Genomic DNA, 12,149 nt, shown 5'->3' on the forward strand with positions numbered 1-12,149 from the left:
CACTTGCGACCGGGCGGCGGTTACCGCGCCGGTGCGTCAACGCGCCAGATCCGGATCCGTCGCCCGAGGCCCCCCGGCCCCCGGCTCGACTTCCTGGACATCGACGCTCACCGTCATGCCCAGATCGTCCGCCGGAAACCCGAAGAACGACCCGTGCAGCGGGACTGCCTGGCGCGGGTCTCGCGCCACCGCGACCCGGATCAGATCCCGGTTTCCGACGATGCCGTTCGTCGGATCGAACTCGATCCAGCCCGCGCCGGGCAGGTAGACCTGCACCCAAGCATGAGTCGAGCCACCGCCCACGTGCCGGTCGCGATCCCCGCGTGGGTTGTAGAGGTAGCCCGAGACGAAGCGGGCCGCCATGCCGAGGGCCCGCACGGCCTCGATCATCAACACCGCGAAATCGCGGCAGCTTCCGCGCTTCAGACGCAGCGTCGTCACCGGATCCTGCACGCCCTTCTCGGAGCGGGCCAGATACGCGAAGTTGCGCCGGACGCTGCGGGTCATCTCGGCCAGAAGGTCCTGGGTCCCGATCCGTCCGGCGGGGGGCACGAAGCTGCGGGCCCAGGCGTCGACCTCGTTGCGCGGATCGGAGTATTGCCGCTCCATCGAGCGGCTGAGATCCGGGATGTCGTCGGCTCCGTAGCCGAACGGGTAGAACGCCGCATGGGCGGCGATGGGGAAGACCGGCGCCGATTCCGGCGTGTGGTCGAGGGTGATCGCGCATTCGAAGGTGAGCTGCGCGGCCCGCCCCGTGAAGGTGGCCACGGCCACGCAGTTGCCGAAGACGTCGTGAAGCCAGCGCAGGCCGCTCGGCTCCGGCGTGATCTTCAGGGTCGCCGAGATCAGGCGCTGGTCGTAGCTGTCGCGAGGCCGGAACAGGATGCGGTGTTCACCGAAGGCCACCGGCTGCCGGTAACGGTAGGTGGTGCGGTGGCGGACGGACAGGATGGGCAAGGCGAGGGGCTCCACCGCGCCGGATCGGCGTGGTCTGGTCGGCGCGGACGCTGGGTTCGGCGATGCAAGTCGTGCGCCGGAGCGACCCGTCGCGGTAGCGGCGGAAACGCCTCTCGGCGGGGCGATCCGACCGGGTCAGGGCACGATGGGCTGGGGCACGGTGGTGGCGATCTCCGCCTCGCTCAGGAGATCGAACGGGCGCCACGGCTTCGGAATGAACACTGCCTGCTCCGGCAGGGTTCCGGGTCGTTCGGCCCGCCGGCCCGAGGTGACCACCATGCGGGCCGCCGGCCAGAGCAGGGCGACCGCGGAGGCGAGCTGGACCCCGTCCATCGCGCCGGCCAGGCTGACATCGGCGAAGACCAGGGCGACGTCGCCGCCGCGCTCGCGCATGATGGTGAGCGCGGCCTCCGCGCTGTCGCAGCCGATGGCGGTCAGGTCGGTGTCGCTCAGGAGCGCTTCGGCCAGCGCCCGCGTGGCGGCGTCGTCCTCGACCACGAGGGCGAGCTTGGATGGGCGGGGCTTGGCCGGATTGGGCTTGGCCACCGGTTCCGGTTCGACCTTGCGCACGAGGATCGCGAGGTGTTCCGGCACCCCCTCGGCGATCAGGTCGTCGTAGAAGGCGGCGAGGGCCTGGCCGATCCGGTCGAGCGACATCCCGGGACTCAGCGTGTCCGCGAGCGATGTCCGGCTGACGGCGGACGGGTGGTCCGCGTTCGTACCTTTCGGGTCCGGCAAGCAGGGCCTCCGCGGTGTGTGTCTCGAGGCGAGCCAGAAGGGCTCGCCGACATTAAAGCCGGGAGATCACGGTCAGTTGCGGGAAATCATCCCGGACGCTGTCCGCCCTGTGCGTTTCGTCAGTCCGCCGTCGCGTCGGCATAGGCCAGGATGCCGGCCATGGAGCGCACGTCGCGGTAGCGTTCGCCGCGGGTGCTCATCATCGCCTCGAACTTCTCGTGCACCTGCGCCACCGACAGGCTGACGGCCTTCCGGCGCCCGCGCTGGGCGGCAAAGAAGATCGTCTTGTTGGCCCGGGCCGGGCCGGGCAGCATCTGCGCGGCGGCGGCCTTCGGCGTGTCGACCACGGTGGCGAGGAAGTCCTCGGCGTCGTCCGGGCCGAGGAAGTGGGCGAGGTAGACCTCGCCCAGGGTGAGTTCGCGGCCGATGCGGAGCGCGATGCGGGCGGCGTCGCGCTTCAGCATCTCGCCGGCCATCAGCGCGGACAGGTAGGGGTCGCGGCGCATCTCGAGAATGCGGGTCCGGTCGGCCGGATCGAGGACGGTGGGGCGTCCGTTGTCGCCCGCGACCACGAGGGCGGCATCCGTGGCGAGGCCGTATTTCGGCCCGAAGTCGCGCACCACGCCGAGCCAGGTCCGCTCGATGAACTGGAACAGGCCGGTCGCGGAGGACGTCTGGGCCTGGACCTCGGTCTTGAAGCTCGATTCCTTGTCGGCCACCGCCATCAGCAGGACGGGGTCGGTTTCCACCGCCTGCGCGGCGCGGACGATCTTCTGCACGAGGTGGCGCCGGATCTTCATCGGCCCGAATTCGAGGACCTCGTTCGGGTCGCCGACCGAGCTCTCGGTCAGGAGGTAGTCGTAGGAGACGCGGTCCACCGCATTGGAGCCGAGCTCGGTGTCGAGGTCATGGACCGGGGCAAAGGCGGAAGCGGCGGTGATCACCGCGCGGGGCGCGCTCGCCTGGGCGGAGGTCTGCAGGATGACCGGGACCGGCTGGATGCGCGGACGCGGCATGGTGATCTCGGTCATCGCCTGAGCCGACTGCACCACGCCGGTGTCCGGCCCGACGCCGTAGACCAGGACTCCGCCGAGGCCACCCGCCAGCAGCACCATGGAGAGCACGGAGCGGGTCAGGGCGGGGCGGCTGCCGTGATCGCGGCCGATGCGGCCGCCGAGGGTGAGGGCATCCGATGACGACGGAGCGGCGCCGAGGCCGGAGCGCGGTGCGAGCGAGCCCTTGACGGGCGCACCCTTGGCGATGGGGCCCTTGGCGAAGACGGTCCGTGACGATCCGACGTTTCGACCCTGCATCTGCGCGACCCAACCCCGTTCCCAAGCGACGGATTGAGATTAGCTTGACAGATGTGGCGACAACACGGCCCAGTTTGGGGCAATCCCGTGGCAAGATTGGCACGGTGTCCAGAGCGTTTTCGCACATCGCAACCGGACGGGGCGGGACGCGAAACGCCGAACGCGGACATGCCGGAGCACGACCGCCAAACAAATCTCATCGAGAAGGAATGGTACCACTGCCCCGGCTCGAACGGGGGACCTCTTGATCCACAATCAAGCGCTCTAACCAACTGAGCTACAGCGGCACTGCGGGCGATCTATCCCGACCCGCGCCGCATTTCAAGCCGCCTTCGGCCGATCGTCGGCAAAAGTGTGGACCATTCTCCCGTCGAGCCCGAGGCGCCGGGCGGGCGACGGCGCCGAGCGGTCGACGCCGGGGCCGCCGACGGGCTAAGCAGGGCGCGGGTCCATCTCCCTGCGCGCGTTCCTCCCGGCGCACGCTCCCGTTCACCGGTCGATGCCACCGCACGCCATCCCCTCCCGACCGCCGCTCGCCCAGCGGGTGCTCGTGCAAGCGCCCGGCCAGCTGCGCGCCCTCGTGCGCGGCAGCGAGATCGGCCTGATCGTCCTGGCCGCCCTGATCGGCTGCTGCGGCGGCGTCGCGGTGGCCGGAATGAACCGCGCGACGCAGGCCCTGCGGGAGCTGCTCTACGGTCTGCCGCCGGGCTTGCGCCTGAGCGCGGCCACCGATCTCCCGGCCCTCGTGGTTCTCCTGGCGCCGGCCTTCGGCGGCGTCCTGCTCGCGCTCTTCACCCTGGCCCTGCGCTGGCAGCGACGGCCCCGGCGCCCGGTGGTCGACCCGATCGAGGCGAACGCGCTGCATGGCGGACGGATGTCGATCCGCGATTCCCTCATCGTGGTGATTCAGAACACCATCTCCAACGGTAGCGGCATCTCGGTGGGAATGGAGGCGGCCTACACGCAGTTCTGCGCCGGACTGGCCTCGCGCCTCGGCCTCGCCTTCGAGCTGCGCCGGGCCGATCAGCGGACCCTCGTCGGCTGCGGCGCGGCGGCGGCCATCGCGGCGGCCTTCGGGGCGCCGCTGACGGGGGCGTTCTACGCCTTCGAGCTCATCATCGGCACCTATTCCATCGCCACGCTGACCCCGGTCGTGGTCGCCGCCCTCTGCGGCAGCGTCGTCGCCCGCGCCCTGGTGGCCCAGACCTCCCTCGTCACGGTGGAACGGGCCGATGCCGTGACCACGACGGTCCTGACCACCCTCGACACGGTTCCGAGCCTCGCCCTCGGACTGATCTGCGCCGGCCTCGGCATCCTCATCATGCGCGGCGTGACCCTGGTGGAAGCCGGCTTTCGCGCCACCCGCCTGCCGACCCTCTGCGTCCCGATCCTCGGCGGCCTGTGCGTCGGCGGGCTGGCGCTCATCGCCTCGCCGCAGGTCCTCTCCGGCGGACACGGGGCGCTGCACCTGCACCTCGACGCCCACGGCACCACCCTCGGCCTCTCGGCCCTGATCGTGCTGTTCGTCGCCAAGGCGACGGCCTCGGCGGTCTCCATCGGGTCGGGATTCCGCGGCGGCCTCTTCTTCGCCTCGCTCTTCCTCGGCGCGATCGTGGGCGAGATCTTCGCCGCCGGCATGCCGATGATCCTGCCCGGCTTCGCCGCGTTCGGGCTGACCCCGCTCGCCTACGCGGTGATCGGCATGAGTGCGCTCGCCGTGGCGGTGATCGGCGGACCGCTGACCATGACGTTCCTCGCCCTCGAACTCACGGGCAGCTTTCCGATCGCCGGCCTGGTGCTCGTGGCGGTGATCGCCTCGTCGCTGACCGTGCGGAAGACCTTCGGCTATTCCTTCGCGACCTGGCGCTTCCACCTGCGCGGCGAGAGCATCCGCAGCGCGCACGATGTCGGTTGGATCCGGACCCTTACGGTCGGCAAGCTGATGCGCCGCGAGGTGCCGACGGCCGCCCTCGACCAGAGTCTCGCCAATTTCCTGCGCAAGCACCCCCTGGGCTCGCCCTCCCGGGTGGTGATGGTGGACGGGCAGGGGCGCTATGCCGGCATCATCCTCGTGCCGGAAGCCCACGCGGCCCTGCTGGAGGCGGAGGCGGAGGCGCCGGGTCTCCCCGGGCTCCTGCGCCACACCCACGACGTCCTCACCGCCGACATGAACGCCAAGATCGCCACGGCGATCTTCGACCGGACGGAGAGCGAGGCCCTGGCGGTGGTGGAGGACCTGAAGAGCCGCAAGGTGATCGGCCTCCTCACCGAGAGCCACACCCTCAAGCGCTACAGCGAAGAACTGGACCGGCAGCGCCGGGCGGTGCTGGGGGAGACGAGCTGAATTGCTGGCCGGGCGGAAAAGCGCCGCGCGGTCACGGACGCCCCGTGGCCCGGCGCCAGCCGGCATAGCCGAAGGCGAAGAGGCTGGCCCCGCCCATCATCAGGAGGCTCCAGCCCCAGTCGCTCGGCACCTGCCCGTCGACCGGATGACCGGCGAGGCCGGCGGCCAGCACGAGGCCGAAACCGGTGACGACGGCGGAGAGCAGAAGCCCGAGGCTGATCCCGATACTCATCACGAAACGCCTCCCACGCAGGAGATCCGGGCGCCGCGCCGCGGCCGCGCAAGGGCCGACGCCGGGTCCTGGGCGGGACGCGGCGCCGGCAGGGTCGGATCAGGGGATCACTTGATCGAAGGGTCCCTTCGTCGAGGGCCCCTTTATCAGGGGTCACTCGAGTGAAGGATCACTTGGGCGCAGCGGTCGAACCCGTCGTCGCCGCGGATGCCGGCGCTTTCTGCGGGGTTCCGAGCACGTTCACCACGTCGAAGCGCACGCCGTCCTCCACCTTCTTCAGGAGGGCGTTGCCCTCGTAATACTTGCCTTGTCCGATCAGGCTCGCCGCCTGATCGACATCGGTGGTCGTCTGGTTCAGCGGCACGACGGCCAGGACAAAGTTCATGTCGACGCCGGCGAGCTTGAGCTGGTCGATGGCCGACTTGCGGTCACCCTTCTCAAGGCTCTTGTTCGCGGTGGCCACGGCGGCTGCCTTGGTCGGCGTGGCGACGAAATCCTCGCCGAGCGTCAGCTGGCCATCGACGGGCAGCCAGGCCGTGGGCTGCGTGGATGCCTTCGCCTCCGCGGTCTTGGCGTCGGCCGCCTTGGCATCGGCCGCCTTCGCATCGGAAGCCTTCGCCATCGCGGCGTGCTTGTCGGGGCTCCGCAGGTCCGCTTCCGCCTTGGTGTAGATCGCCTCGTCGGTCTTGGCCTTGGCGAGCGACGCCTGCGCCTTGCCGATCAGGGTCTTGGCGAGGGTCGGATCGGCGTCGAAGATGGCGATGCGGGCGAGGTGCAGGTCGCGGAAGGCCTGGGCGCCGTCCTTCGACAGCTTGCCCACGTCTCTGTCCGCCGCCTGCTGCGCGGCCGTCACCGGCGGAGCCGTCGCGGGCTTCACCGCATCGTTGGCCAGTGCCACACCGCTGAGGAGCGAGGTTGCGGCAAGGAAAGCGGCAACTGTTCTTGTCTTATTCATCACACTGCCTCCGAAGAAGAGCCGCGCCTGGATCGTGGATCGAACTGATCTCCCTGCGCCGGCGATCTCTTCTGAAGCAAATGTGGTCTTGGCCAATCGAGATGTCATCTTAAAGTTTGGTCAGGTTCAGTTCATCAAATATTCGTTGACAGCAGCCCAGGCGCGGAGGTGCATCAAGCCGTTTCCGAGTCGGATGCCGGCGGCACAAAAAAGCACGCGGTGATCGCTCACCGCGTGCCGGTCGTTCGCCCGAGGAGGAAACGGCTCAGGCGGCCGAGAGGCGGGACTTGCGGGTCAGCGCTTCCTCGACGGTGCCGTCGCCGTCGAGGTAGCCGTGACGCTTCGGGTTCGGCATGATCAGCGAGCCGATGAAGGCGACGCCGAGCATGACGGTCACGTACCAGAAGAACGTGCTCTCGGAGCCGACCTGCTTCAGGTAGAGCGCGACCATCTCGGCGGTGCCGCCGAACAGCGAATTGGCGATGGCGTAGGAGAGGCCGACGCCCAGGGCCCGCACCTGCGTCGGGAACAGCTCGGCTTTCACGATGCCGCTAATGCCGGTGTAGAAACTGATCACGATCAGGCCGACCATGATCAGCGCGAAGGACAGGACCGCGTTCTGCGTGGACCCGATGGCGGTCATCAGCGGCACCACCATCAGGGTCCCGAGGCCGCTGTAGAGCAGCATGTTGGCCTTGCGCCCGATCCGGTCCGACAACCAGCCGAAGAACGGCTGGATGATCATGTAGACGAACAGGGCGGCGGTGGAAATCTGCGAGGCCGTGACCTTGTCGATATGCGCCGTGTTAAAGAGGTACTTCGGCATGTAGGTGGTGAAGGTGTAGAAGCTCAACGAGCCGCCGGCGGTGTAGGCCAGCACCACGCAGAAGGCGCGCCAGTGCTTGAACAGGGCCGCGAAGGTGCCGGAATCCTTCTTGGCCATGTCTTCCTTGGTCGCCGTCTCGGCCAGCGACGAACGCAGGTAGAGCGCGACCACCGCCGCGATGGCGCCGATGACGAACGGGATGCGCCAGCCCCAGGCCGTCAGTTCCTGCGCGGTGAGGAAGCTCTGGAGGATGATCAGCACCAGCGAGGCGAGGAGCTGGCCGCCGATCAGGGTGACGTACTGGAAGGAGGCGAAGAAGCCGCGACGGCCCTTCACGGCGATCTCGCTCATGTAGGTGGCGCTGGTGCCGTACTCACCGCCCACCGACAGGCCCTGGATCATCCGGGCGAGCAGCAGCAGGGCCGGCGCGAGCTGCCCGACCGTGGCGTAGGTCGGCAGCACCGCGATCATCAGCGACCCGGCGCACATCATCAGCACCGAGATCAGCATCGAGGTCTTGCGGCCGAGGCGGTCGGCGATGCGGCCGAACAGCCAGCCGCCGATCGGGCGCATGAAGAAGCCCACCGCGAACACGGCGGCCGATTGCAGGAGCTGACTGGTGCTGTCGCCGGCGGGAAAGAACACCGGTGCGAAGTAGAGCGCGAAGAACGCGTAGCAGTAGAAATCGAACCATTCGACGAGATTGCCCGACGAGGAGGCGACGATCGCCTTGATCCGGCGTCGGTTGTCGGCGGCGTCCTCCGCCTTGGTCGGAATGGTCCCGGCCCCACCTGTCATACGTCTCATCCCTGTGATCTGAACAATGCCGTTCCGCGGCTTGCTTGACGGGGACGTTATCGCCTCGAACGCGATTTCCAAAGGGCGATCAGCGGGTTGTCGGACACGGCCAAGATGACGATGAAACCACGCTGTGGAAGACGTGCTCCTGAGCTTGGCTGTACCGAGTCAATAGGCTGATCGCGATCAGCAGCAAGATCAGCGCAAGAAATCCGGGAACGGTTTCTCGAAGATCCTCGTTGCGGACGGCATCGACGTCGAGCGGCGTCCGACAACAACGAGAGTGGAAACGATCCCATGAGCAAGCTCTTTCGGAGCACGGTGACGGCGGCGGCCCTGGTGATCGGCGCAGCGAGCGCGTTCGCGCAGGGCGGGCCGGGCGGCGGCGCTGGTGGCGGGGCAGGCGGTGCCGGGGGCGGCGCAGGCGGTGCCGGGGGTGGCGGCGCCGGCATGGGCGCGGGCGGCGGTGCCGGTGGCGCGGGTCCGGGTGCGGGTGGTGCCGGCGGAATGCGCGGTGGCGCCGGTGGCGGTGCGGGCGGTGGCGCCGGCATGCGGGGCGGCGAAGCCGGCGGTGCGGAGACCGGGGCCGGTCCGGCCGGTGGGGCCCAGCGCGGCGAGGCCGGTGGCCGTGGCGCCGAGGGTGGCGCAGGGCGGCAGGACGGTCGTCCGGGTCAGGCGGCCGGAGAGCGCGGCGGCCGCGAAGACGGTGGCGCCGCGGCACGAGACGGCCGGGGCGACCGGGACGGCAAGGGAGATCGCGACGGCAAGGCGGACCGCGACGGCAAGGGCGATCGGGGCGGCAAGGCTGATCGCGACGGCCGCGAGGAGCGCGGTGGACGGGCCGACCGCGATGAGCGCGGCGGTCGCGACGGCCGCGTCGAGCGCGAGGGCCGGGGTGGTCGCGGCGACCGTGGCGATCGCGGCGCCGTCCGCGGCGCCTATGGCCGCCTGGGGGCGCCGCAGCGCACCGAGTTCCGCCAGAGCGTGTTCCGCCGGGGCATCCCACGCCTCGCCGCCGGCGCCTTCGCGCTCACCGTCGGCACGGCTATCGCCCGCAGCTACACCCTCTACGACCTGCCGCCGGACATCGTCCGGATCGCGCCGGAATACGAGGATTACCGCTACGTGCTGGTGGACGACGACATCGTCATCGTCGATCCCGACACCTATGAGATCGTCGACGTGATCCGCGGCTGACCCGAGCGATCGGAACCGCGTCGGGGGCGGGGCTTCAGGCTCCGCCCCTTCGCGTTTTCCGCTCAGCGCTTGCGGTCGAGGAGGCCGGAGACCACCCGTGCGGTGTAGTCGACCATCGGCACGATGCGGGCATAGTTCAGGCGCGTCGGGCCGATGACCCCCACCACGCCGACGATCTTCTGCGACCCGTCGCGGAACGGAGCCGCGATCATCGAGGAGCCTGAGAGCGAGAAGAGCTTGTTCTCCGAGCCGATGAAGATGCGCACGCCCTCGCCGCCCTCGGCCCGGGACAGGAGTTCGATCACGTCCTTCTGGGTCTCGAGGTCGTTGAACAGCAGGCGGATGCGGTCGAGATCCTCGGCGGCCCGCAGGTCGTCCAGGAGATTGGCCTGACCGCGCACGATGAGCTGCCGGGCATCCGAGGGGCCGACGCTGACGGCGAGGCCGGCATCCACGAGGCGCTCGGTGATCACGTCAAGTTCGCGCTTCATCGCTTGCCGGCCCGACTCGATCTCGGCGCGGAGCGTCCCCAGGGTCCGGCCCTGGAGCCGGGCGTTCAGGTAGTTCGAGGCCTCCTGGAGAGCCCCCGCCGGCAGGCCCGCCGGCAGGTCGAGGAGGCGGTTCTCCACCGAGCCGTCGTCGGAGACCAGGACGACCAGCGCCCGGGTCGGATCGAGGCGGACGAACTCGATATGCTTCAGGTGGACGTTGGTCTTGGTGGTGAGCACCACGCCGGCCCCACGGGAGATCCCTGAGAGCAGCATCGAGGCCTCGGCCAGGGCGGAATCGAAGGTATGGCCCGAGGCGGCCGCGCGCATCTGCGCCTCGATCCGCTCCTGCTCTTCACGCCCGACATCGCCGAGCTCCAGCATCGCATCGACGAAGAAGCGCAGGCCCTGCTCCGTGGGCAGACGGCCGGCCGAGGCGTGGGGTGCGAAGATCAGCCCGGAATGCTCGAGATCCGCCATGACGTTCCGGATCGAAGCCGGCGACAGGGCCATGGGCAGGATGCGCGCGAGGTTACGCGAGCCGACCGGCTCGCCGGTCGTCAGATAGCTCTCGACGATCTGCCGGAAGATTTCACGCGAGCGTTCGTTCAGCGCGCTGAGAACCTGCATCTGCTGCGATGTGGAGAAGGGGCGGGCGGGCTCGGTCACATTCCATTCCTGAGGCGGAGAGTGTGACGGTCTCCCGTGCTTTACACAATGCCGTCCACCGTCGCCCCTGGCGGACGCAGGGAGAATACGAGAAACCGCTTGGCCGCGGTAGGCGTTCCGCACCTCGGGCTCACAGGCGGCGCCGGCAATCCGCCCGACCTCGCTTGCCGGGCGGGGGCCGGAACCGTAAAGCCGCACTCCATCGACACCGGTAAGGAGAGCGGCATGCGGCCCTCGAAGCGCGCGAACGACGAACTGCGCACGGTCACCCTGGAGCGCGCCGTCTCCCGCCATGCCGAGGGGTCCTGCCTCGTCAGCTTCGGCGACACCAAGGTGCTCTGCACGGCCTCGCTGGAGGAGCGCGGCCCCGGCTGGCTGCGGGGCTCCGGCAAGGGCTGGGTGACGGCCGAATACGCCATGCTGCCGCGCGCCACCCACGAGCGCACCCGGCGCGAGGTCAATTCGGGCAAGCCCTCCGGCCGGACCCAGGAGATCCAGCGCCTGATCGGCCGGTCGCTCCGCGCCGTCACCAACCTGCCGGCGATCGGCGAGCGCCAGATCACCGTCGATTGCGACGTGATCCAGGCCGACGGCGGCACCCGCACCGCGGCGATCACCGGGGCCTGGATCGCCCTGCACGACTGCTTCACCTGGATGCGCGGCCGCTCGATCATCTCGGTCGACCCCCTGCGCGACCACGTGGCGGCGGTCTCCTGCGGCATCTACAAGGGCAAGCCCGTCCTCGACCTCGACTACGCCGAGGATTCGGGCGCCGAGACCGACGCCAATTTCGTCATCACGGGCACCGGCGGCCTCGTCGAGGTGCAGGGCACCGCCGAGGGCAAGCCGTTCTCCGAGGAGGAACTGTTCGAGCTGATGCGCCTCGCCAAGGGCGGCATCCAGTCCCTCGTCGCCCTCCAGAAGCAGGCCATCGCGCCGGGAGCCGCCGCATGAGCGGGCATCGCATCCTCACGGGCCGCGTCGTCATCGCGACCCACAATGCCGGCAAGCTCGTGGAGATGCGCGAATTGCTGGCGCCCTTCGGGGTCGAGGCGGTCTCGGCCGGCGAACTCGGCCTGCCGGAACCCGACGAGACCGGCACGATGTTCGCCGAGAACGCCGCCATCAAGGCGCTGGCCGCCGCGACGGCCTCGGGGCTGCCGGCCTTCGCCGATGATTCCGGGCTCTGCGTCAACGCGCTCGATGGAGCACCGGGACTGTTCTCGGCGCGCTGGGCCGGTCCGTCGAAGGATTTTTCGGCCGCCATGGCCCGCATCGCAGCCGAACTCGACAAGCGCGGCGCCACCACCCGGCGGGCGCACTTCGTCTCCGCCCTGGTGATCGCCTGGCCGGACGGCCACACCGAGACCTTCGAGGGCCGGGTCTTCGGCGAACTCGTGCCGCCGCGCGGCGCGAGCGGGTTCGGCTACGACCCGATGTTCCAGCCCGACGGCGACCACCGCACCTTCGGGGAGATCTCCTCCGCGGAGAAGCACGGCGTCGACTGGCAGACCGGCAACGCCCTGTCGCATCGCGCCCGCGCCTTCGTGCTCCTGGCCCAGACCTGCCTGCGGCGTCCGTAAACTGCCTGCGGCGCCCTTGAGACCGGCCGCGGGATTGCCAAACGGCGGT

The 12,149-nt window shown here is 69.6% G+C and carries 11 protein-coding genes and 1 tRNA gene; 4 read left to right on the top strand and 8 right to left on the bottom strand.

The features are described 5' to 3' along the window. Window positions 1–36: 36 nt before the first annotated feature. From AC6EUL_RS11085 to AC6EUL_RS11100, 4 genes are all read right to left on the bottom strand, one after another. Window positions 37–957, bottom strand: coding sequence for a transglutaminase family protein (locus AC6EUL_RS11085; RefSeq protein ID WP_499870078.1), 921 nt, complete (start codon window positions 955–957; stop codon window positions 37–39). A 135-nt stretch (window positions 958–1,092) separates the two neighbouring features. After that, window positions 1,093–1,614 carry a response regulator gene (locus tag AC6EUL_RS11090; protein ID WP_056274808.1) on the bottom strand — a complete coding sequence of 174 codons (522 nt, stop codon included), beginning with the start codon at window positions 1,612–1,614 and terminating at the stop codon, window positions 1,093–1,095. Between the two features lie 200 nt (window positions 1,615–1,814). Further along, window positions 1,815–3,008 (bottom strand): transglycosylase SLT domain-containing protein, encoded by a 1,194-nt coding sequence (locus AC6EUL_RS11095; RefSeq protein WP_056274806.1) that lies wholly within the window; start codon window positions 3,006–3,008, stop codon window positions 1,815–1,817. Between the two features lie 210 nt (window positions 3,009–3,218). Continuing rightward, window positions 3,219–3,295: transfer RNA gene (locus tag AC6EUL_RS11100), tRNA-His, on the bottom strand. Window positions 3,296–3,507: 212 nt separating this feature from the next. On the opposite strand from AC6EUL_RS11100, the gene AC6EUL_RS11105 reads away from it, so the two are divergent. Continuing rightward, window positions 3,508–5,352: a chloride channel protein gene (locus tag AC6EUL_RS11105; protein ID WP_499870079.1), complete on the top strand. Its 1,845-nt coding sequence runs from the start codon at window positions 3,508–3,510 to the stop codon at window positions 5,350–5,352. Between the two features lie 31 nt (window positions 5,353–5,383). On the opposite strand, the gene AC6EUL_RS11110 is transcribed toward AC6EUL_RS11105, so the two are convergent. From AC6EUL_RS11110 to AC6EUL_RS11120, 3 genes are all read right to left on the bottom strand, one after another. Then, complete coding sequence (locus tag AC6EUL_RS11110) at window positions 5,384–5,584, bottom strand: hypothetical protein (protein ID WP_056380748.1); 201 nt, start codon at window positions 5,582–5,584, stop codon at window positions 5,384–5,386. A 169-nt stretch (window positions 5,585–5,753) separates the two neighbouring features. Next, window positions 5,754–6,539, bottom strand: a complete 786-nt coding sequence (locus AC6EUL_RS11115) for a YfdX family protein (protein WP_499870080.1) — start codon at window positions 6,537–6,539, stop codon at window positions 5,754–5,756. A gap of 265 nt (window positions 6,540–6,804) precedes the next feature. Then, on the bottom strand, window positions 6,805–8,163 hold the full coding sequence (locus AC6EUL_RS11120; protein ID WP_056351165.1) for an MFS family transporter: 1,359 nt from the start codon (window positions 8,161–8,163) through the stop codon (window positions 6,805–6,807). A gap of 297 nt (window positions 8,164–8,460) precedes the next feature. Here AC6EUL_RS11120 and AC6EUL_RS11125 point away from each other — a divergent pair, with 297 nt between their 5' ends. Beyond that, entirely contained in the window at window positions 8,461–9,360 is a 900-nt protein-coding gene (locus AC6EUL_RS11125) for a DUF1236 domain-containing protein (RefSeq protein WP_499870081.1), read from the top strand. 62 nt (window positions 9,361–9,422) lie between these two features. On the opposite strand, the gene hrcA is transcribed toward AC6EUL_RS11125, so the two are convergent. Continuing rightward, entirely contained in the window at window positions 9,423–10,478 is a 1,056-nt protein-coding gene (gene hrcA, locus AC6EUL_RS11130; protein WP_200917560.1) for a heat-inducible transcriptional repressor HrcA, read from the bottom strand. 264 nt (window positions 10,479–10,742) lie between these two features. Between hrcA and rph the strand changes: the two genes are divergently transcribed. Both rph and rdgB read left to right on the top strand, forming a co-directional pair. Continuing rightward, the gene (gene rph / locus AC6EUL_RS11135) at window positions 10,743–11,471 is read left to right on the top strand and encodes a ribonuclease PH (RefSeq protein ID WP_499870082.1); all 729 of its coding nucleotides are present in this window, start codon (window positions 10,743–10,745) and stop codon (window positions 11,469–11,471) included. Next, on the top strand, window positions 11,468–12,100 hold the full coding sequence (rdgB, locus tag AC6EUL_RS11140; RefSeq protein ID WP_499870083.1) for an RdgB/HAM1 family non-canonical purine NTP pyrophosphatase: 633 nt from the start codon (window positions 11,468–11,470) through the stop codon (window positions 12,098–12,100). Before rph ends, rdgB begins: the two co-directional genes overlap by 4 nt. The last annotated feature ends 49 nt before the right edge of the window (window positions 12,101–12,149 follow it).

It is taken from the genome of Methylobacterium sp. 001424705, from assembly GCF_059816145.1.

Bases quoted from the DNA above. Each gene is read 5' to 3' on its own strand.
- AC6EUL_RS11110 (WP_056380748.1), bottom strand. From the start codon at position 5,584: ATGAGTATCGGGATCAGCCTCGGGCTTCTGCTCTCCGCCGTCGTCACC.
- rph (WP_499870082.1), top strand. From the start codon at position 10,743: ATGCGGCCCTCGAAGCGCGCGAACGACGAACTGCGCACGGTCACCCTG.
- hrcA (WP_200917560.1), bottom strand. From the start codon at position 10,478: ATGCAGGTTCTCAGCGCGCTGAACGAACGCTCGCGTGAAATCTTCCGG.
- AC6EUL_RS11105 (WP_499870079.1), top strand. From the start codon at position 3,508: ATGCCACCGCACGCCATCCCCTCCCGACCGCCGCTCGCCCAGCGGGTG.
- AC6EUL_RS11115 (WP_499870080.1), bottom strand. From the start codon at position 6,539: ATGAATAAGACAAGAACAGTTGCCGCTTTCCTTGCCGCAACCTCGCTC.
- AC6EUL_RS11125 (WP_499870081.1), top strand. From the start codon at position 8,461: ATGAGCAAGCTCTTTCGGAGCACGGTGACGGCGGCGGCCCTGGTGATC.
- AC6EUL_RS11120 (WP_056351165.1), bottom strand. From the start codon at position 8,163: ATGACAGGTGGGGCCGGGACCATTCCGACCAAGGCGGAGGACGCCGCC.
- AC6EUL_RS11095 (WP_056274806.1), bottom strand. From the start codon at position 3,008: ATGCAGGGTCGAAACGTCGGATCGTCACGGACCGTCTTCGCCAAGGGC.
- rdgB (WP_499870083.1), top strand. From the start codon at position 11,468: ATGAGCGGGCATCGCATCCTCACGGGCCGCGTCGTCATCGCGACCCAC.
- AC6EUL_RS11090 (WP_056274808.1), bottom strand. From the start codon at position 1,614: ATGTCGCTCGACCGGATCGGCCAGGCCCTCGCCGCCTTCTACGACGAC.